Source organism: Eupransor demetentiae, assembly GCF_963930865.1.
Taxonomy (GTDB): domain Bacteria; phylum Bacillota; class Bacilli; order Lactobacillales; family Lactobacillaceae; genus Eupransor; species Eupransor demetentiae.
The window spans coordinates 226,215-247,609 of record NZ_CAWVOH010000001.1; the positions used below are offsets into that span (position 1 = coordinate 226,215).

The 21,395-nt window shown below is 48.6% G+C and carries 15 protein-coding genes; all 15 read left to right on the forward strand.

Features of this window, described 5'->3' with window-relative positions:
- The first annotated feature begins 35 nt into the window (after positions 1-35).
- The 15 genes from ABSY64_RS01180 (at position 36) to ffh (ending at position 21,375) form a co-directional block, all read left to right on the forward strand.
- Positions 36-1,046, forward strand: coding sequence for a diacylglycerol kinase family lipid kinase (locus ABSY64_RS01180; RefSeq protein WP_349641236.1), 1,011 nt, complete (start codon positions 36-38; stop codon positions 1,044-1,046).
- A gap of 5 nt (positions 1,047-1,051) precedes the next feature.
- The gene (rlmD, locus tag ABSY64_RS01185) at positions 1,052-2,437 is read left to right on the forward strand and encodes a 23S rRNA (uracil(1939)-C(5))-methyltransferase RlmD (protein WP_349641237.1); all 1,386 of its coding nucleotides are present in this window, start codon (positions 1,052-1,054) and stop codon (positions 2,435-2,437) included.
- Between the two features lie 24 nt (positions 2,438-2,461).
- Entirely contained in the window at positions 2,462-5,074 is a 2,613-nt protein-coding gene (mutS, locus tag ABSY64_RS01190; RefSeq protein WP_349641238.1) for a DNA mismatch repair protein MutS, read from the forward strand.
- Positions 5,058-7,043 carry a DNA mismatch repair endonuclease MutL gene (mutL, locus tag ABSY64_RS01195; RefSeq protein WP_349641239.1) on the forward strand — a complete coding sequence of 662 codons (1,986 nt, stop codon included), beginning with the start codon at positions 5,058-5,060 and terminating at the stop codon, positions 7,041-7,043. The genes mutS and mutL overlap by 17 nt, the downstream gene beginning before the upstream one ends.
- Positions 7,044-7,057: 14 nt before the next feature.
- Entirely contained in the window at positions 7,058-7,546 is a 489-nt protein-coding gene (locus ABSY64_RS01200) for a YehS family protein (RefSeq protein ID WP_349641240.1), read from the forward strand.
- Between the two features lie 91 nt (positions 7,547-7,637).
- A complete protein-coding gene (gene murB / locus ABSY64_RS01205) occupies positions 7,638-8,519 on the forward strand; it encodes a UDP-N-acetylmuramate dehydrogenase (RefSeq protein WP_349641241.1) in 882 nt (293 codons plus the stop codon).
- Positions 8,520-8,521: 2 nt separating this feature from the next.
- Entirely contained in the window at positions 8,522-10,615 is a 2,094-nt protein-coding gene (locus ABSY64_RS01210; protein WP_349641242.1) for a Na+/H+ antiporter, read from the forward strand.
- A gap of 3 nt (positions 10,616-10,618) precedes the next feature.
- On the forward strand, positions 10,619-11,440 hold the full coding sequence (gene cdaA, locus ABSY64_RS01215) for a diadenylate cyclase CdaA (protein WP_349641243.1): 822 nt from the start codon (positions 10,619-10,621) through the stop codon (positions 11,438-11,440).
- Entirely contained in the window at positions 11,437-12,396 is a 960-nt protein-coding gene (locus tag ABSY64_RS01220) for a CdaR family protein (protein WP_349641244.1), read from the forward strand. The genes cdaA and ABSY64_RS01220 overlap by 4 nt, the downstream gene beginning before the upstream one ends.
- Before the next feature lie 36 nt (positions 12,397-12,432).
- Entirely contained in the window at positions 12,433-13,800 is a 1,368-nt protein-coding gene (gene glmM, locus ABSY64_RS01225; RefSeq protein ID WP_349641245.1) for a phosphoglucosamine mutase, read from the forward strand.
- A gap of 105 nt (positions 13,801-13,905) precedes the next feature.
- Positions 13,906-14,607: a ribonuclease III gene (rnc, locus tag ABSY64_RS01230; RefSeq protein ID WP_349641246.1), complete on the forward strand. Its 702-nt coding sequence runs from the start codon at positions 13,906-13,908 to the stop codon at positions 14,605-14,607.
- 3 nt (positions 14,608-14,610) lie between these two features.
- On the forward strand, positions 14,611-18,171 hold the full coding sequence (gene smc / locus ABSY64_RS01235; protein WP_349641247.1) for a chromosome segregation protein SMC: 3,561 nt from the start codon (positions 14,611-14,613) through the stop codon (positions 18,169-18,171).
- A gap of 11 nt (positions 18,172-18,182) precedes the next feature.
- Positions 18,183-19,532 (forward strand): signal recognition particle-docking protein FtsY, encoded by a 1,350-nt coding sequence (ftsY, locus tag ABSY64_RS01240; protein WP_349641248.1) that lies wholly within the window; start codon positions 18,183-18,185, stop codon positions 19,530-19,532.
- On the forward strand, positions 19,532-19,873 hold the full coding sequence (locus ABSY64_RS01245; protein WP_349641249.1) for a DNA-binding protein: 342 nt from the start codon (positions 19,532-19,534) through the stop codon (positions 19,871-19,873). Before ftsY ends, ABSY64_RS01245 begins: the two co-directional genes overlap by 1 nt.
- Positions 19,874-19,908: 35 nt before the next feature.
- A complete protein-coding gene (gene ffh, locus ABSY64_RS01250; protein WP_349641250.1) occupies positions 19,909-21,375 on the forward strand; it encodes a signal recognition particle protein in 1,467 nt (488 codons plus the stop codon).
- The last annotated feature ends 20 nt before the right edge of the window (positions 21,376-21,395 follow it).

A 21,395-nucleotide genomic window follows, 5' to 3' on the forward strand; every position in this document is an offset into this window, starting at 1 on the left:
GGGATGCGTGCAAACGCATTAGGTGATAAAGCACTATGGCAAGGAAAAGAGCTCGTATTATCTATAATCCAAGCTCCGGTCGTGAAGCGGTTAAACGTGAAATGCTCGATATTTTAGCGGTTTATGAGCAGGCGGGTTACGAAACTTCGGCTTTTGCCACGACACCAGAACCACTGAGTGCTGCCCATGAAGCCACTCGTGCGGCCAAGGATGGCTTTGATTTGATTGTCGCTGCGGGAGGTGATGGCACCATTAACGAAGTGGTTAACGGCATTGCTGGTTTACCAAAGCGCCCTATGATGGCTATTATCCCGGCCGGTACGACCAATGATTACGCTCGCGCTTTGAAGGTTCCGCGTGACGAGCCTTTGGAAGCCGCTAAGGTCATCCTAAAAGACGAAACCATCAAGATGGACATCGGGAAGGTTATTCACGGCGATAGTACGAAGTACTTCATGAACATTGCTGCTCTAGGAACCATCTCGGAAGTTACCTATGGCGTCCCTTCAGCGATGAAATCCCTTTACGGCTACTTGGCCTACTTAGTTAAGGGTGCTGAACTCCTAACCCGGGTTAAAAATGTGCAAGCCAAAGTGGTTTATGATGGTGGCGAGTACTCCGGGGACATCTCGATGATTTTCTTGGCCTTAACCAACTCAGTTGGGGGTTTCGAATCCATCGTCCCCGATGCCAAATTAGATGACGGGCAGTTCACCCTTTTGATTGTGAAATCATCAAATATTTTCCAGGTCTTGCAACTGGTAGCGCAAATGCTAAACGGCGGCAAGCACGTGGACAATGAACGTCTAATTTATAAGAAAACCGACCATGTTGAAATCACACCTTTGAGCGATGAACGCCTGAAGGTCAACTTGGATGGTGAATACGGTGGGGATGCACCGATGACCTTTGACAATTTGAAGCAACACATCCGCTTTGTTGCTAATCGTTCCGCCATGACTCCGGGATCAACCGATGAAGCCAAGCGTGAATTTGTTAAGCAGGTCGAAGAATTAGAAGCAAAAGTAGAAGAGCAAAAGGATTAGCATTAATGGCTAAAATTAACCGCCAGCCGGCCAGCAAGGCCCCCATTTCAAAAAACGAAACCATCACGACCACGATTGTGGACCTTTCCTATCAAGGCATGGGTGTTGCTAAGTTGGACCATTTTCCAATCTTTGTGGCCAATGCCTTACCAGGTGAAGAAGTCGAATTGCAGGCGACTAAGGTTTTGAAGAACTACGCCTTTGGCCGGGTGGTCAAGCGTTTAAGCGACTCACCAGACCGTGTTGAAGTGCCCGATAAAGTGGCTTTAGCGGCCGGCATTGCCCCCTTAGCTAACTTGGCTTATCCTGCTCAACTTAAGTTTAAGCAAGAGCAGGTGGAAAACGTTTTCCAGAAGTTGCACCTAGATGTTGCGGTAGCTGAAACCATCGGCATGGAAGATCCAACCCACTACCGTAACAAGGCTCAAGTCCCTGTTCAAATGGTTAAGGGCCACTTGGCGACTGGTTTTTACCGCCGTGGTTCACATACTTTGATTCCAACAGACCATTTTTACATTCAAAATCCGGAAGTTGACCAAGCGGTTGCCGCAACACGGGAGGTCTTGGATGGCTTAGGCCTACAAGCGTACGATGAAAAGACCAAGAAGGGCTTGGTCCGCCACATTATGGCTCGCTACGGTGAACAAAGTGGCGAATTGATGGTGGTTATCGTAACCAACCATGCCAAGCTGCCCGGTAAAGAATTAATCATCGAACGCCTGCGAGCAAAGTTGCCGGCTTTGAAGTCCTTGATTCAAAACATTAACAATGTCCACACCAACGTCATCATGGGTGGCGAAAACGTGACACTTTGGGGCGCCGACAAGATTGAGGATACCTTGCTTGGTAAGACCTACCAAATTGGGCCAAACTCTTTCTATCAGGTTAACCCTAAGACAACGGCGAAGTTATACCAGTTGGCCGCGCAGAAGGCTGATTTGAAGCCCGATGATGTCGTGGTTGATGCCTACTGTGGTATCGGGACAATTGCCTTGTCCGTTGCCGACCAAGTTAAGCAGGTCTACGGAGTTGAAGTGGTCCCCGATGCGATTGCTGACGCGCGTGAAAATGCTCGTTTGAATGGTGTGGACAATGCAAGCTTTATCACAGCCGATGCGCCTGAACAAATGCAAAAGTGGCAGGCTGAAGGATTGAAACCCAGCGTTGTTTTCTTCGATCCACCCCGCAAGGGTTTGACGCCCGAAGTGATTGAAGCAACGGTCGCCATGGAACCGGAGCGAATTGTTTACGTTTCATGTAATCCGGCGACCTTAGCCCGTGATGCCGCTCAGTTAATTGAGACTGGCTATCACTTTGATGGACCGGTTCAGCCGGTTGATCAGTTCCCACAAACCGTCCATGTTGAAGCGGTTGTGGCTTTTAAACGATAAGTTCAATTAGGGAGAGGAGTTGGCATGCCAAAACCTGAAGAAACGCCAATGATGGTGCAATATCACCAAATTAAAGCCCAGTATCCGGATGCATTTTTGTTTTACCGGCTGGGCGATTTTTACGAGCTCTTTGAAGAAGATGCCATCAAGGGTGCTAAATTATTGGAATTGACCCTGACTGCTCGTAATAAGAATTCCAAACATCCCGTGCCCATGGCCGGCATTCCGCACCATGCGGCTCAAAATTATATCGATATTTTGGTCGACCAGGGCTACAAGGTAGCCATTGTGGAACAGATGGAAGATCCTGCTGTGGCCAAGGGAATGGTCAAGCGCGAAGTTATCCAGCTGATTACGCCGGGAACCAAATGGCAAGATGCTCCTGGCGATGGCAAGGAGAACAATTTCTTGGCGGCCTTGACCTACCAGGATAAAAGTTTTGGGCTGGCCTATATTGATCTTTCCACCGGTGAATTGAAGGCTACCCACATGGATAGCGCTGCCGATGCTTTGGATGAATTGCGTTCACTCGAAGTCAAAGAGGTGGTTTTGCCAACTAGTGCAGGCTTGCCCGCCGATTTTCAAGCCCAGTTAGCGGAAACCGGCTGGGTTTTGTCCTATCAAAGCCAACCGGCTGAAGAATCGTTAATTTCTTATCTAACCAACGGTTTGCTATTTGAAAATGAAAAGCAGACGACGGCGCTTTTGCTGGCCTACTTGTTTGACACACAAAAACGTAGTTTGGACCACATTATGCCGGCCCAGAGCTACGAGCGCTTGTCCTTTTTGAAGTTTAACCAGGCGACCCGTGTCAACTTGGACCTGGTGGAAAATGCCCGCACGAAGAAGAAGGCCGATTCGCTGTTAGCCTTGATGGACCGCACCAAGACGGCCATGGGTGGCCGCCTTTTGAAACAGTGGCTTTTACGTCCTTTACGCTCATTGGGTGAAATTCAAAACCGTTTGGACTTAGTCGATGCCTTTTTGAATGAATTCTTTGTCCGGGGTGCCATCCAGGACCAATTAAAGTCCGTTTACGACCTGGAACGCTTGGCCGCTCGTGCTGCCATGGGAACCATGAATGCCAAGGAATTGGTTCAGTTGAAGCGCTCTTTGTCGGCCGTGCCGGCCATGCAAAAGGACTTGCTGGATGGTCCGGAAAAGCTCAAAGCTTTGGGCGAAAAGTTGGATCCATTAAGCGATTTAACGACCTTGATTGACCAAGCGTTAGTTGATGATCCACCGGTTTCTGTCCGTGATGGTGATCTGATTGCCGAAGGCTACAACGACCGTTTGGACGAATACCGTCAGGTTTTGACGGAAAACCAAACCTGGTTAACGACTTTTGAACAGGAAGAGCGCCAAGCAACGGGGATCAGTAATTTAAAGGTCGGCTACAACAAGAATTTCGGCTATTTCATTGAAGTATCGAAGGCCAATATTCCTAAGCTCGATCCCGACCGTTATACTCGCCGGCAAACCTTGACGAATGCCGAACGTTTCGTCACTCCTGAATTAAAGGAGCACGAGCGGCTGATCATTGAGGCCCGTAGCCAGGCCACGAACCTCGAATACGAACTCTTTGTCGAAATTCGTGATCAGGTAAAGAGCCAGATTAAGCGGATTCAGGCCCTAGCGGCGCTTGTAGCGCAATTGGACGTCCTGGCATCCTTAGCTGAAGTCGCAGAAAATCAGAATTTCGTGCGGCCCAATTTTGATGCACAAAGTGCTGCCGTTTCGATTAAGCAGGGACGTCACCCCGTCATTGAATCGATTTTGCCAGCGGGGGAATTTGTTGCCAACGACATTGAAATCGGCCAGGACACGACCATCCAGCTGATTACCGGGCCCAACATGGCTGGAAAATCAACTTACATGCGCGAAATGGCCTTGATTGTCATCTTGGCCCAAATTGGGTCCTTTGTACCGGCTACCGCTGTGACTTTGCCAATTTTTGACCAGGTTTTCACGCGAATTGGGGCGAACGATGATTTGGCGCGTGGTCAGTCAACCTTCATGGTTGAAATGGCCGAGGCCAACCAAGCGCTGCAGGGAGCGACGAGTCACTCCTTGATTCTCTTTGATGAACTGGGTCGTGGAACGGCAACCTATGATGGAATGGCTTTAGCCCAAGCCATCATCGAGTATTTGGAGAAAAATATTCACGCCAAGACGCTCTTTTCGACGCATTATCACGAATTGACGGCCTTAGCGGAGCAATATCCCGATATCGAAAACGTTCACGTCGGTGCCCAGGTCGATGCCGACGGGCAAATTCACTTCCAACACCAAGTCCAAGCAGGTCCCGCCGATCGTTCATACGGAATTCACGTGGCCGCTTTGGCCGGTTTGCCCGAGCCTTTGATTAAAAATGCCAACCACATTTTGCAAGACTTAGAAGCCGGGCGCGACCTGGCCAGTGACAAGCCTTTGCCAGTGGCACCGGAAGCAAGACCAGTTCCTGACCAACTGAGCCAGGAGGTACCGCTCTTTGATTTATCGGCCCCCGATGAAGCTTCAGAGAAGGTCTTGACGGAATTGGACCAGGTGGATATTTCGAACTTAACGCCCCTTGAAGCCCTCAATACCTTAGCCAAGCTACAAAAAATGAGGTCAGACCATGCCCAAGATTCATGAGTTATCGAATTTACTAGCCAACCAAATTGCTGCCGGTGAAGTCATTGAACGCCCCGCCAGCGTGGTCAAGGAGCTGGCTGAAAATGCCATCGATGCCCAGGCGACCCAAGTTCAAATCGTTTTGGAAAATGCTGGTCAGGACCTAATTCGAGTAATCGATAACGGGCAGGGGATTAATCGCGACGATATTCCGCTAGCCTTTGTTCGCCATGCGACTTCTAAAATTCAGAATCGACAGGACCTCTTTAAGGTGATGTCGCTGGGCTTTCGTGGTGAAGCCTTGCCTTCGATTGCCGCGGTGTCCGATACGACTCTAACCAGTCAGGAAAAAGGCAGTGCCAATGGTCGCCAGTATGAAATTAAGGGTGGCGAGGTCGTTGAAGATCAGCCTTCCACCGGCCGAATTGGAACGGTTGTTTCCGTCCGTTCGCTCTTTTACAACACACCGGCTCGGTTAAAATACTTGAAGCGCCCGCAAACCGAAATGGCCAAGGTCACCGATGTGGTTAACCGTTTAGCTCTAGGATATCCTGAGATTTCCTTCCAGCTTGATCAAGATGGCCGAACCGTTTTTAAGACGGCGGGAAACGGCAACTTACAGCAGGTTCTTGCCAATATTTATGGGCGCCAGGCCGCTCAAAAGATGGTTCCGGTTGCCGGTGAAAGCGAACACTTCAAGATTTCAGGTTTCCTTTCCTTACCGGAGCTGACCCGTTCTTCTCGTGATTACTTGACGGTTCTGGTCAATCACCGCTTCGTCAAAAACTTCTCGGTTTCCAATGCCATTGTTCAGGGTTATGGTTCCAAGTTGATGGTGGGGCGTTTTCCGATGGGAGCCTTGAACATTGAATTGGATCCACTTTTGGTTGATGTTAACGTGCACCCGCAAAAGTCCGAGATTCGCTTGAGCTCGGAAGGGGAATTGACGGCCTTAATCGAAAAGGTAGTCCGCGCCCGCTTGGCTCAGGAAAACTTAATTCCTGATGCCTTGGAAAATCTCTACGGGAACCGCACGAAGCCAGCTGAGCCCGAAAGGCCAGCGAAACCGGTTCCGAATCCAGAGCCAAAAGTTGTCGCTCAAGAAGCTTTGGCCAGCCAGCAAATCGTTAAATCCCTTGCCCAGAGTGTGGACCATCCCGATCAAGTTATTCAGATTGAAAAAGAAAGTGACTTGCTAAAGCCGGCCGTTAAGGAATTTCAGAGTCGCTATTTGCACCAGGCCCACAAGCCAATTTTTGGTCAAGAAAGCGACCAACTTCAAGAGCAACAAGCCCCTTACCAAGTGGAAGCGAAAGCCGACCAGCTCGACCTTGATTTTTCGGCAGCTTCGAACGAAAAGAAAGAACGCTTTCCCCATTTGGACTACATTGGCCAGATGCACGGCACCTTTCTCTTTGCCCAAAGTGCTGACCAGCTCTTCTTGATTGACCAGCATGCCGCTCAGGAGCGAATTAACTACGAATACTATCGCCAAAAGTTGGGTGAGGTGAGTGCTGATCAGCAGCAGTTACTCGTGCCAATTCAGCTAACGTATTCAGCCTCGGATATCTTCAAAATTCATGACCATCAGGATGAATTGAAGGCGCTCGGTTTGGACCTCGCTGATTTTGGGCCCAACACTTTAATCTTGCGCCAGTATCCTTCCTGGATTAAGGCCAATAGTGTTGAGGACACGGTCCGCGAGATGATTGACTGGCTCTTAAAGGACGGCAAACTAACGGTCGCCGCCTTTCGTGAAAAGACAGCGATTATGATGTCGTGCAAGCGGGCCATTAAGGCCAACATGCACCTTAGCCGTCCAGAGGCCATCGATCTTTTGAAAAACTTGGCCCAGTGTGAGAATCCCTTTAACTGTCCCCATGGCCGGCCGGTTTTGGTTTCCTTTACCGTAACGGAGATGGAAAAGATGTTTAAGCGCATTCAAGATTCCCACGAATCCTGGCAAAGTTATGATACCCATCCCTTCTAATTGAAAGGTTTTACATGAACAACAATGATATTTTAATCCGGTTGCGCTACGCCCTGAGCCTTTCGGACAACCAAATGCTACGCATTTTTGAATTGGGTGATTTAAAGATTGGTCAAAAAGATTTGGACTTAATTTTGACCAAGCAAGAAGATGATCAAAGCTATGACGATTACTTGTCAACTAAGGCGCTAGAAGCCTTCTTGAACGGTTTTGTGATTTTTAAACGAGGGCATAAGCGTGATAAAGAGGGCAAGATTTTGCTCATGTCCTTTGACATCGCCGATCAAAGCGAAATCAACAATGTCGCCATTAAGAAAATTAAGATTGCCATGGCCTACACCAGTGAAGAAATTCAGGCCCTGATGAAAAAGGCCGGCGCGCCAATTTCAAAGGGGGAACTGTCCGCCATTCTTCGCCGGCCTGGCCATCGAAATTATCGCCCAGCCGGCGACCGTTATCTCCGCAAGCTCTTGCAGGGGATGACCATGCAGTATCGCTCTTAAAAAGCAGTCCCAAGCGGGACTGCTTTTTTGTGCCAAGGATTCTTGTAAAATTTGATATGATAGAAGGGAATGAATTTAAAGGAAGCTAGTCATGCAAGTAAACGGAATTGAAATCTTAGAAAAGCAGCCGATTGCCCCCTATGCCTACACTCAGGCCGGCGGGGAAGCCGATTATTTGGCGATTCCAAAAAACTTGGCTGAATTAAAGGAACTCCTGGCTTGGGCTAAGGACAAGCAACTTGATTTACACGTCTTTGGCCGTCTTTCCAACCTTGTCGTCCGTGACGGGGGGCTGCGCGGCTTGGTTTTGATCTTGTCTGAATTAAAGGAAGTTCAAAAAGTCGATGAGCAAACCATCCGCGCCCAGGCCGGTGCCGATTTGATTTGGGTGGCTAACCAGGCACTTAAATACGAATTAAGCGGTTTGGAATGGGGTGCAGGGATTCCCGGAACCGTTGGCGGAGCCGTCTTTATGAATGCCGGGGCCTATGGTGGCCAAACGGATATGGTGGTTTCGGCTGTCGAGGCCTTGACCAAGGACGGACAGTTGCGCCATTTTGACCGAGATGAACTTGGTTTTGGCTACCGCCAGTCCGTTTTTCAGGAGAATGGAACGGTGATTGTATCGGCCGACTTTACTTTGCAAGCTAGTAATCATCAAGCTATTCAAGAATTAATGGACGAAAACAATTACCGCCGGGCTAGCAAGCAGCCTTTGAACTATCCTTCCAATGGTTCGGTTTTCAAGCGACCTGTCGGGCATTTTGCCGGTAAATTGATTATGGATGCGGACTTGCAGGGGCATCGTGAAGGGGGCGTGGAAGTCTCCCGCAAGCACGCCGGCTTCATGGTGAATATCGATCATGGAACGGGAAACGATTACGAAGACTTGATTCACGACGTCCAGAAGCGTGTAAAGGAGCTTAACGATATTGATTTAGAAACTGAAGTGCGCATCATAGGAGAACGTTAAGTATGGGGATTGTTGAATTAATTATCGTATTGGTGATTGGCGTTTCAATTTCCAATATTATTTCGCACTTTATTCCTGCTATTCCAATTTCACTTTTCCAAATCTTGATTGGTTTGATTCTTGCTTTGGTGGGTGGAATCTACATAAACGTTGACAGTCACTGGTTCATGCTCCTTTTCGTAGCACCCTTGCTGTTTAACGATGCCTGGCGCTTTCCGAAGCGGGAACTTTGGGAATTGCGCGGCCCCATCTTGGGAAACGCCATTCTCCTTGTCCTGGTGACCACTTTGCTAGGTGGTTACTTAATCCACCTCTTTATTCCGCAGCTACCCTTAGGCGTGGCACTGGCTTTGGCGGCCGTGATTTCGCCTACCGATCCGGTTGCCGTTTCAGCGATTGCCAAACGAGTAAAGCTGCCTGAAAACGTGATGCACGTCGTGACTGGCGAAAGTTTAGTTAACGATGCCACGGGTTTGGTTTCCTTTAACACCGCTATTCGTGCAACCGTTGCCGGTTCTTTCTTGGTGGGGGATGCCATTCTGAACTTTGCTTGGATGACCTTTGCCGGCATTCTCGTAGGGGCTGCCTTGGGAGCGGCTATTATTTGGTTGCGTGATTCGATTGCACGTTTTGGCCTCAACGACGTGGTTTTTCACACGGTGGTGACGCTCTTAATTCCCTTTATTATTTACTGGGTTGCTGAAGTTCCACTCCATGCCTCCGGCTTGATTGCCGTGGTGGCCGGTGGAATTGTAGCTAAGTTACTCAATGACCGCCAGGCTGGTTTCCAGCCGCCAGAAGCGCGTATCATGTCTGTGCATACCTGGGAAGTTGCGGTCTATGTGCTAAACGGTTTGATCTTTGTTCTGCTTGGCATTACTTTGCCTTCAGCGCTACACAATATTTTCCGTTCAAATCAAATTTCAAACTGGGCCGCCCTGTACTATGGATTCGTTGTTTGGGCAATTATTTTTGTTATTCGAGTGCTGTGGGCCTATGGCGTTCAGTGGGGCCACCGCTGGCGCCATCGTGGCGGCCAGCCATCATTTCGTACGGCCATTATTTCAGGTTTGACGGGCGTGCGTGGTGCCGTCACCATGGCCGCGGTGCTGACCATTCCATACTATACGAATAAGCACTTAGCCTTTCCGGGGCGTGACCTCGATATTTACTTGGCGGCCATGGTCGTCATCATTTCACTTTTGGTGGCTTCCATCATGCTGCCAATTGTTACGAAAGAAAAGACCCGCCACGATTTTACCCAGCCGGAAATGGATGGGGAAGTCGAGGAAGACAATACTAAAAAGGCTGATTTGTCCGAGCTGCAGGCCCGCATTTGGATTACCCGCGTCGGAATTCAAAAGCTGCGTGATAGCCAGCGCGATGACAACCGCCGAATCGTTTACGAGTTAATTGCCCGTCGTCAAAAAACGATTCGCCAACTAAAGCGCAAACTGCCTAATCAAGATGATCAGCAAGATATGATTTCGGATAAGGAACAGGAGCTGCGTGAGATGGCCTTGCAGGCCGAACGTGATTGCTTGCAGCAATTGCTGGTAAACGAGAAAATTTCACCAACGACTTATACCATTCAAGCCCGCCATCTTGATCAAGTTATGGACAGCCTGGAAAGTCACCAGCGCTACAATAGCCAGAAGGGGATTGCCTACTGGATTCGTAAGTTGCGCTCCATGATTTGGGTCTGGTTATCCGATCAGTCAAGTGATAAGGTAAGTCAGGAAAGTGATTACGCCATGCGGGAAATGTCAAAAGCCGCAATTAAGGCCCTGTCTGAATTTGTCAGTAAGCAAGTTGGCGATACCGTCACTCAGCGTGTTCTGCGCCAGTCGGCCTATAATCTGATTGTGGTATATCGCCAACAGATTGATTTAGCCAAGCACCAAGATTCCTTTGACCAACGGGAGCTTGACGACCGCCAGCGTTTGGAACTGGAATTGAAGGCTTTGAATTCAGAACGTGATATGACCCAGCAACTTTACGATCAAGGGCGAATCAGCCGTCAAACGACGGTTAACCTGCGTCAATTTATTAATTATGCTGAAACTTCGGCCTTAGTAGGTCGAAACGAGGAGTAAAAAATGGATATTTTATCTTACATGACGGGTGCTAACCTGATTCATGCTTTGGATATTGCAATCATTTGGTTCCTAATCTATAAGGTGATTACCTTTGTCGAAGGGACCCGTGCTCTCCAAATCTTGTTTGGAGTTGGTGCCATTATTTTAATTAAGGTGATTGCTTGGTCAATTGGTTTGACCATTGTTTCTTGGCTGATGGATCAGCTGATTACCTGGGCACCAATTGCCTTGGTGGTCATTTTCCAGCAAGAAATCCGCCGTGGTTTGGAAGGCATGGGCCGTCGTTTGACGGTGCGTCGCCGTTATCTTAACGATAACCAGACGGCTGACTTTATTAAGGCCCTCGACATGGCCTTGCAGTACATGTCAAAGCGGCGTATCGGCGCTTTGATTACGATTAACGGTAAGGATTCTCTTTCGGAATACATCAAAACGGGAATTCCTTTGGATGCTGATGTAACCGGGCAGCTTTTGATTAACATCTTCATCCCGAACACGCCTTTGCACGATGGGGCCGTTATCATCGATAACGATCGCATTGCGGTTGCGGCGGCCTATCTGCCGCTGTCAGAAAGTACTCGGATTCCTAAAGAATTGGGAACCCGTCACCGTGCCGCCGTTGGAATTTCTGAAGCAACGGACGCGGTTACGGTAGTCGTTTCTGAGGAAACTGGCGAAATCACCATTACCAAAAATGGTGAAATGCTACGTAATATGACCAAGGAAACCTACACGAATTTCTTTGAAAAGCAGTTTGTCAGTGAAGATGGTCAAAAGCGGACACCTTGGTATCGCAAGCTACAGCGGGGGTCAAAGAAATGAAAAGCAACGACAAGAAAAACTGGATGAATTCGAAGTTCTTAAATCTTGGCCTGTCATTCTTGCTCGCCATTTTGCTGTCGGCTTACGTACTGTCCACCCAGTCAGGTGGGCGTTCTGGCAATAACCAGTTCACCTCGATTTTGCCTGAAAAGAAGGTGAATTTAACGGTGCCATTGCAAGTTCAATATGATGACAGTCAATATGTTGTAGTCGGTGCTCCTGCCAATGTCAACCTATCTGTTCACGGTGCTGCCGCCTTAGTAACGGCGACTCAGAGTCATAATGACATTCAAGCGGTGGCCGATTTGCGCGATCTAGGCGTTGGCCAGCACAATGTTAAGTTGGCCGTTAAGGGGGTTAACGCTGCCTTGACCTCAACCGTGACGCCGCAGTCCATTAATGTCACCATTGTTAAAAAGACGACTGAAAAGCGTAACATTAAAGTGACCTATGACAATAGTAAGTTAGCCAGTGGTTACTCCGTGACGGATACCTCCTTCTCACCAAAGTCGGTTACCATTTCGGGACCAAAGTCGAACGTGGACTCGGTGGCATACGTCGCGGCCGAAGTCGACTTGGATCCGGGTACAAAGTCGGATGTGACTAAGGATGCTAAGTTAGTTGCACTTGACCGTTCTGGTAATCCAGTCCAGGTTGAAATTAGCGCTAAGAGTCTGCAAGTTTCGTTGAAGGTCTCGAGTTCACCGAGTAAAAAAGTCCAATTAACAGCGGATACTGAAAATGGTGATGCCAGTGATTACGATATTTCTTTTAATCCGGGCTCTGTGACCCTTTATGGTTCGTCCGACCAACTGGCTAACTACGATTCCTTGTCGGTCCCAGTTGACTTGAGTCAGGCTAAGTCAAAGACGACGATTGAAGTGGATGTAACCAAGCCTAACGGCGTTGATCGTATCAGCGATAATCAAGTGCAAGTAACGATTTCACCAAAGTAAGATTTTATTTTAAGAGAATAGTGGGGAATTATTTTCATGTCAGATGTGAAACTTAAATATTTTGGGACGGATGGCGTTCGTGGCGTTGCCAACCAAAGCCTGACGCCCGAATTGGCCTTTAAATTGGGTCGTTGCGGCGGGGCTATTTTAACGGCTCACAGTCAGGAAAGCGGCAAGAAGCCCGTGGTTATTCTGGGTCGTGATACTCGTATTTCTGGGGCAATGTTGCAAGAAGCCATTGTTGCCGGTTTGCTTTCAGTCGGAGTGGATGTTTTGACTCTTGGGGTCATTACGACGCCTGCTGTGGCTTACCTGGTTGAAGCTCTGGAAGCCGATGCAGGCATTCAAATTACGGCTTCGCACAATCCGGCACAGGACAACGGCATTAAGTTCTTCGGAAACGATGGTTTCAAGCTTTCTGATGAACTCGAATATGAAATTGAACAGCTTTTGGACGCTAAAGAAGATAATTTGCCTCGTCCTAGTGCCGAAGGTTTGGGTAAGGTTTCAGCTTATCCCGAAGGTGTTCAAAAGTACTTGGCCTTCTTACAAAAGACGATTCCAGCCGAGCTAGGTGGTTTGTCGGTTGCCTTAGACGGTGCCAATGGAGCCACTTCCTTGCTCTTACCACGTCTCTTTGCCGACTTAGACTTGGATTTTGAAACGATGGGTACCGAACCCGACGGCTTGAACATTAACAAAAACGTGGGGTCAACCCATCCCGAAGCTTTGGCCAAGATGGTTGCCGACGGTGATTTCAATGCCGGTTTGGCCTTTGATGGCGATGGCGATCGCTTGATTGCTGTCGATGAAAACGGTCAGATTGTCGATGGTGATAAGATTATGTTCATCACGGCGAAGTTCCTCAACGAGCAGGGCCGCTTGAAGTACAACACCGTAGTTTCAACGGTCATGAGTAACATCGGTTTCTACAAGGCTTTGGAAGCCAACGGCATGAAAAGCGTTAAGACCAAGGTCGGTGACCGCTACGTTATGGAAAAGATGCTCGAAGACGACTTCAACCTGGGTGGTGAACAGTCCGGTCACATTATCTTCCGGGATTGGGCCAAGACTGGCGATGGCCTCTTGACGGCCTTGCAGCTTCTCTTCGTCATGAAGGAAACGGGCAAGCCACTGTCAGAATTAGCCGATGAAGTCGTTTTGTACCCCCAAAAGTTGGTTAACGTGCAGGTTAAGGACAAGCAGTCCATTTTGAAAAACGATGAGGTTTTGTCAAAGATTACCGAAGTTGAAGAAAAGATGGGCGGCGACGGCCGTGTCCTCGTCCGTCCTTCGGGAACGGAAGCTTTGCTACGCGTGATGGCCGAAGCACCAAGCACTGAATTGGTTGATGCTTACGTTGATGAAATCGTCGAAGTCGTTAAGAAACACGCCAATGATTAAGTTAAAAGGACTGGTTAATTCAGTCCTTTTTTGCTGGGCCTAAAGTCCCGGCCGAAGGGATATTTTGGTATAATAGAAGCAGTTTAATTTCGAAAGGAAAAGATCTTGTCACAAGTAAATTTTGAAGAATTTTTACGCGATCGCTTTCAGATTCAATTCAAGAATCAAGACCTCTTAACTGAGGCGCTCACGCAACGTAATTACTTAAATGAACATCCAGAAGAAAAGGGGCGCGACTATCAGCGCCTTGAATTTTTGGGTGATGCGGTGATGCAAGAATCCGTTACGGAATACCTCTTTAAGCGCTATCCTAACTGGCACGAAGGTCAGCTAACTGAAATGCGAATTGCCATGGTGCAGACGCGTTCCTTTGCTCACTTTGCCCGGGTTATCCACTTGGATGGTGCAATCCGTCTTGGAAAGGGCGAAGAAATGAACGGTGCCCGTCAGCGCGACTCTCTTTTGGAAGATATCTGGGAAGCCTTTATTGGGGCTCTCTATCTGGATCAGGGCGCTGATGTTGTCCGTAAGCTTTTGAACGAAACTTTGTTTAAGGCAATCGACGAACACTTCTTTGACCAGTTCATCGACTTTAAGAGTCGTCTGCAAGAACGTTTGCAAGCCAAGGGAACGGTCGACATCGAATATACAACCGATGCTGAAGAGGAGTTGCCCGACCACACACAGCGTTTCACTGCCTCAGTTTCCGTTAATGGAAAGCACATCGGGCAGGGGCAAGGTAAGTCAATTAAGGATGCTGAAAAGGCTGCGGCTCGTGAAGCCATGCAGAACCTTGACGATAAGTAATTTATGAAATTAAAGACACTCGAAATTTCCGGCTTCAAGTCTTTTGCCGACAAAACGATCATTGATTTCATGCCCGGTATGACTGGGATTGTGGGACCCAATGGTTCGGGAAAATCGAATATTATTGAGGCGATTCGCTGGGTAATGGGTGAACAGTCTGCCAAAAATTTGCGTGGTTCAAAAATGAGCGACGTTATTTTTGGTGGAACGAAAAACCGTAAGGCGCTTAACCGGGCGGAAGTGTCAATTACTTTTGACAACAGTGACCATTACGTCAAATCCGATTTCTCTGAAATCCGGATTACCCGCCGCCTATATCGTTCCGGCGAAAGTCTTTACCAAATTAATGGCGCTGACTGCCGTTTGCGTGATATTCATGAACTTTTCATGGATACAGGTTTGGGGCGGGAAGGCTTTTCCATTATTTCCCAGGGCCAGGTGGAAAGCATTTTTTCATCAAAGCCCGAGGAACGACGCGGCATTATCGAAGAAGTTGCTGGCGTCTACAAGTACAAGCAAAACAAGGACAAGGCCGAAAAGGAATTACTGCAAACCAGTGATAACCTCAGCCGCGTTTCGGATATTTTGCACGAAGTGACCAACCGACTTGAACCACTGAGCGAACAGGCCAAGCAAGCCAAGCTCTATTTGGGCAAGCGTGAAAGCTTTGAAAAGCTCGATCAAGAGCGCTTGACCTATATGGTTGCTGACTACCGCCAAAAGCGTCGAGCAGGCCAAGCGACTTTGCAAACTAAGCAAGCCGCTTTACAATCGGCTCAAAACGACTTGGATCAATTACAGGCAGAACTTGGTCAAAAGCGCCAGGAACAAGTTAACTTGCAAAAGGCACGTGAAGACTTGCAGGCCCAGATTTTAAAGAATACCCAGGCTAAGGAAGCCCTACTGGGTGACCAAAAATTAGCCCAGCAGGAATCGGCGACATTGGAACGTGATTACGATGCCTTAAAGCAAGCTGATGAGCAGCAAAAGCATGATTTGGAAGCCAAGCAGGCGGAACTGCAATCCTTGGACCAGCAAATTAAAGCTTGGCAAGAAGAAGCCGACAGCTTAACGGCAAGCATCCGCCAAATCGAAAAAGAACACGGTCAAAGTAAGCTCGAGGCCCTGCAGCGCGAACTGGACGCTGGCCGCGACACTTACATCGAAACGATGCAGGCTTTGGCAACGATACATAACAAGCAGACCTTTCAAGCCAAAAGCAAGAATCAACTAAGCGCTCGAAAAGAGCATCTTCAAAGGCAGTTAAACGAGAGTCAGGCTGACGAAAAGAAGTTGCAAGACAAGCTAGCTGCTTATCAGGAGCAACATCCAACTGGTCCGACTGTCGACAGCCAAAAGCAAGTCGAAAAGGTCCACGATTTAGAAAAACTCTTGGCCGACAAGCAGGCGGCATATCGCGCTGCGGATGATGACTGGCGACAAGCCAACCACCGTTTGGAGCAGCAAAAGAGTCAGTACGAGGCCCTATCATCTTTGGATGACTATGCTGGTTTCTACCAAGGAGTTCGTAATTTGATGGTGCCGCAGGTGCGCCAGCAATTTCCTGGAATTTTGGGCTTGGTAGGGCAGCGTTTACAGGTGCCAGCACAGTACACCAAGGCGATCGAAACGGCTTTGGGCGGCGCTTTGCAGCAGGTAATTGTCGATTCGACCCAGTCAGCCAAGCAGATTGTGTCCTATTTGACTAAGAACCGCCGCGGTCGTGTTACCATTTTGCCGGTCGATACGATTAAGGGCCGTTTTATTAACCACCCAGAGCAGTTACAAAATCAACCCGGCTTAATCGGCATCGCTGCTGATTTGGTCAAGATTCCAAGTCAGATGACGGCCATTAAGCAGCATCTATTAGGGACGACTTTAGTCGCTGAAAATTTGGATGCTGCGACAAAAATCAGTAAAAAGTTGGGCCAGCGCTACCGGATTGTGACCCTCGATGGCCAATTGATTAATGCCGGTGGTTCCATCACCGGTGGGGCTAACCAGCGCCAAGGTTCAACCTTATTGAGCCGTAAGGCCGAAGTCCAAAAGCTCGCTGAACAAATCGAAGCTTTTGAAAAAGAAGTCCAGGCCATCGTTGAAAAACGAGACCAAATCCAGCAGGCAGGGCGCCAAATCCAAAGTGATTTAGAGGCTGCCCAGCAAGCCAAGCGCGAAGAGGAAGCTGCTTCCCAACAAAAGGATTACGAACTGGTTCGCCAGCAGGACGAACTTCGTCAAGCCCAGCGTTTGGTAAAGTCAGTGCAAGTTGAATTGGCTGATATTGCTCAGCAACTCAATGAAATTGAACAAGAAGAGCAGCACAATGCTGATCAGTTGGCTGAAGCACAAGCCAAGCAGGCGCGACAAGAGGCCCATACCAAAAGCCTCCAAGAAGACTTGGCCCAAATTCAGACTGAATTGGCCCAGTTTAACGAGGAAAAGAGTGGTCTGCAAAGTAATTTGGTCGCCACTCAAACGCGTTTGGAAGGGGCCCGGGTACAGCGCAATAGTTTGAGCGAAGCAGTTGCTAATTTGCAGCGCACACTGGAAGCTAACCAAGCTGCTTTTTCCGATTACCAAAAGCGTTTGGAGCAACTGGCTAATCCAACCCTCCTCGGTCAACAAGCCCAAGAACTTAGCACGGCCCTTCAGAACGACCAAGCCCAAGTCGAAGAAATGGCTACAGAGCTCGCACAACTTGGCAGTAGCTTAGAGGATTTCGAGCAAAAGAATCAGAACCAGCAAGGCCGTTTGAACGAAGCGATGCTTGCCCTAAGTCGTTTTGAACAAGAATTTAAGCAGCTTGAAGAGCGTTTGACTAAGTTCGAATCCGAATTGCTAGCCAAGTATGGACAAGAACTTGCTGAAGATCAGGTTATCGATGAAAGCCTTGATTTGGCTCGACTCAAAGAAGAGCTCGATCAATTAAAATCAGCCATGAATCAGCTGGGACCCGTTAACTTGGGTGCCATTGAGGAATATGAAGAGTTACAGAAACGCTATGACTTTCTGTCAAGCCAACGAGCTGATTTGGAAGCCGCGCAACAGACTTTGGAAGAAACCATTGCCGATATGGATCAAGAAGTTCAGACCCGTTTCAAGCAAACTTTCGACCAGGTTGCCGGGCATTTCGAAAAGACCTTTACCAAAATGTTTGGTGGAGGTCAGGCCCGCTTGACCTTGACCGATCCGGAGCACTTGTTAACGACTGGAATCGATATTACGGCCCAGCCACCTGGCAAGAAGTTCCAGCAGATGTCCTTGCTATCCGGTGGGGAAAAGGCCTTGACGGCCATTTCTCTGCTCTTTGCCATTTTGCAGGTTCGCCCAGTACCTTTTGCTGTGCTGGATGAAGCCGAAGCTGCCTTGGATGAAGCCAACGTTGACCGCTTTGCCCATTACTTGAAGAACTTCGAGGGGCAAACGCAATTTATTACCATCACACACCGTAAAGGCACCATGACCCAGGCAAATATTTTGTATGGTGTTACAATGCAAGAAGCCGGTGTCTCAAAGATGGTTGCTGTGAACTTGGACCAAGCAAGTAAAAGTTTAGAAAAATGAGGTAAGTCCGCATGGGATTGTTTGATATTTTTCGAAAAAAAGAAAAGCCAGCCGATTCAACCAGTAGCAGCACGTCTGCTAGTGGATCCACCCTTAGTTCCGAGAGCCTTGCCAATTCAACGCAAAGCAAGAGTGAATCAAGCAGCTTGAAGCCCCAACCTGATGGGAGCTTAACTTTAAAGCGACCATTGACCGAAAAGACGGGCTTGGTTAACGAAAGTGAAGCTGACGTCTGGCAACAAGCCTTACAAAAGTCAGAGGTTGAACCTGAGCAGGATCAGCATTCTGAAAGTCAGAGCCGTAGTCAATCTGAATCAAGCTCACGCCGTCAGTCTGAGACGGTGTTGTCCGAATCCGCATCGACATCAAGTAGCCAGTCTGAATCTGAAAGCCAGAATCAGGCAGACGCTAGTCAAGAAGAGGATAGCGACCAGGCGGCCTACGACCAAGGCTTGGAAAAGAGTCGGTCAGGCTTTGCCGACCGTTTGAACCGCTTCCTAGCCAACTTCCGTACTGTTGACGAAGAATTCTTCGAAAATTTGGAAGATACGCTGATTTCATCAGATGTGGGCTTTGATTTGGCCCTGCGAATTTCCAATGAATTACGCGAAGAAGTTCGTTTGAAGAATGCGAAGAAGCCGTCTGACATTCGTCAGGTTATCATCGAAAAGATGGTTGATCTCTACGAAGCTGACGGTGTGGATGAAGATATTTCCATGCATTGGGCGCCGGAAGGACAGCCCACCGTCTTCCTCTTTGTTGGGGTGAACGGGGTTGGAAAAACAACCACGATTGGAAAGATGGCTGAACGCTACCGCAAGGAGGGCAAGAAGGTCCTTTTGGCTGCGGCCGATACCTTCCGTGCCGGTGCCACCCAGCAGTTGCAGGAGTGGGGCAGTCGTACCCAAGTACCCGTTGTTGCTGGTCCTGAAAAAGCTGATCCAGCATCAGTGGTCTACGAAGCCGTTGAAAAGGCCAAGAATGAAAATTACGACCTTTTGATGGTCGACACGGCTGGTCGTTTGCAAAACAACGTCAACTTGATGCAGGAATTGGCCAAGATGAAGCGCGTTATCCAACGCGTTTTGCCGGAAGCACCCCAAGAAGTGCTCTTGGTTTTGGATGCGACGACTGGTCAAAATGCCTTGCAGCAAGCTAAACTCTTCAAGGATTCCACTGACGTAACGGGGATTGTGTTGACGAAGATGGATGGTACGGCTAAGGGTGGTATCATCTTTGCCATCCGTTCAGCCATGCACTTGCCGGTCAAATGGATTGGCCTCGGTGAAAAGGCCTCCGACTTACGGGTCTTTAAACCAGAAGAGTTCGTTTACGGCCTCTTCAAGGACTTGGTGGACTGATGGACTTAGACCAAAAGAATCGGGTCAACGCCTTGCTCGGCTTTTACGGGCCGCTTTTGACGACTAAACAGCAGGACTATTTGGCCTACTACTGTGCGGACGACTACTCCATCATCGAAATCGCCCAGGAGGAATCTTGTTCTCGCCAAGCCGTTTCGGAGAACATTAAGCGTGGGGTCGAACAGCTGGAACGTTATGAGAACTTGCTACACATTTACCGGGACTTTCTCAAGCGTCAAGAGCTCGAAAAAGAAGTGATTGCCTATTTAGACGAGCATCATCAAGACGACCAAAATTTAAAGAAAATGCTAGAAGGCTTACTCAGCCAAGAAATTGATTAGAAAGGGATGCTAGCTTTGCGCTAGCAAGGATTGTTATGGCTTTTGAAAATCTAACAGAACGACTCTCCAAAGCAATGAAAAACCTGACCGGCCGCGGCCGCATCAGTGACGAAGACCTCCAGGAGACGCTTCGTGAAATTCGTTTAGCTCTTTTGGAAGCCGATGTTAACTATGCCACGGTTAAGAAGTTCGTGGCCAACGTCCGCGAAAAGGCCAAGGGTGCCGATATCATGAACGGCTTGAATGCCGCCCAGCAAATCGTCAAGATTGTTAACGATGAGTTGACCGAGACGATGGGGGAAGAAGCCGTTCCGCTGAACAAGTCGGATAAGATTCCAACGGTTATCATGATGGCTGGTTTGCAGGGTGCTGGTAAAACCACGACGGTTGCCAAGTTAGCCTACAAGCTTAAGCAGGAAGCTAACGCGCGTCCCTTGCTGATTGCTGCCGATGTTTACCGTCCGGCTGCCATCGAACAGTTGGAGATTTTGGGGCGCGACCTCGACATGCCCGTTTTCTCAATGGGAACGGATGTTGATCCACGTGAAATCGTTAAAAAGGGTTTGGCCCAAGCCAAGGAAAACAAGAACGACTACGTCTTTATTGATACGGCTGGTCGTTTGCAAATCGATGCCGACATGATGCAAGAGCTCAAGGACATCGAAAAGATTGCCCAACCAGATGAAATCCTTTTGACGGTCGATGCCATGACTGGACAAAACGCCACGGCGACTGCTGAAGGCTTCGCCGATGCCTTGGATATTACCGGTGTTGTTTTGACGAAGTTAGACGGTGACACCCGTGGTGGTGCGGCCTTGTCAATCCGTGACGTAACCGGAAAGCCAATTAAGTTTGTCGGACAGGGTGAAAAGCCAACCGACTTAGATGTTTTCTATCCTGACCGAATGGCCTCACGTATCTTGGGCATGGGTGACATGCTGACCTTGATCGAAAAGGCCCAAAAGGAAGTCGACGAAGAGCAGCAAGCTAAGCAGCTCCAGAAGATGCGTGAAAACACCTTCGATTTCAACGACTTCGTTGACCAGTTGAAGCAAGTCCAAAAGATGGGACCATTGGAAGACTTGATGAAGATGATTCCGGGGATGGCAAACAACCCCGCTTTGGCAAACGTCAACATCGATGAAAAGCAGTTTAAGCACATGGAAGCCATCGTTTCTTCCATGACGCCGGCTGAACGAGAAGACCCTGAACTCATTAATCCGTCCCGTCGCCGTCGTTTGGCCGCCGGTGCTGGCCGTCCCATCGTCGAAGTTAACCGCATGATTAAGCAATTTGATCAGATGCGTAAGATGATGAACCAAGCAACTAAGGGAAACTTTGGTGGTATGGAACAGATGATGGGTGGTGCCGGTGTTGATATGGGCGCCATGATGGGTGGTGGCATGCCATCTGGTAATTTCGGTTCAAAGATGCAAAACTTTGCCGTTAAGCAAGCAGCCCGTCGCATGAAGAAGTTGAAGAAAAAGCGCGGTCGCCGTTAAGCACTGAATGATTCCTGTTT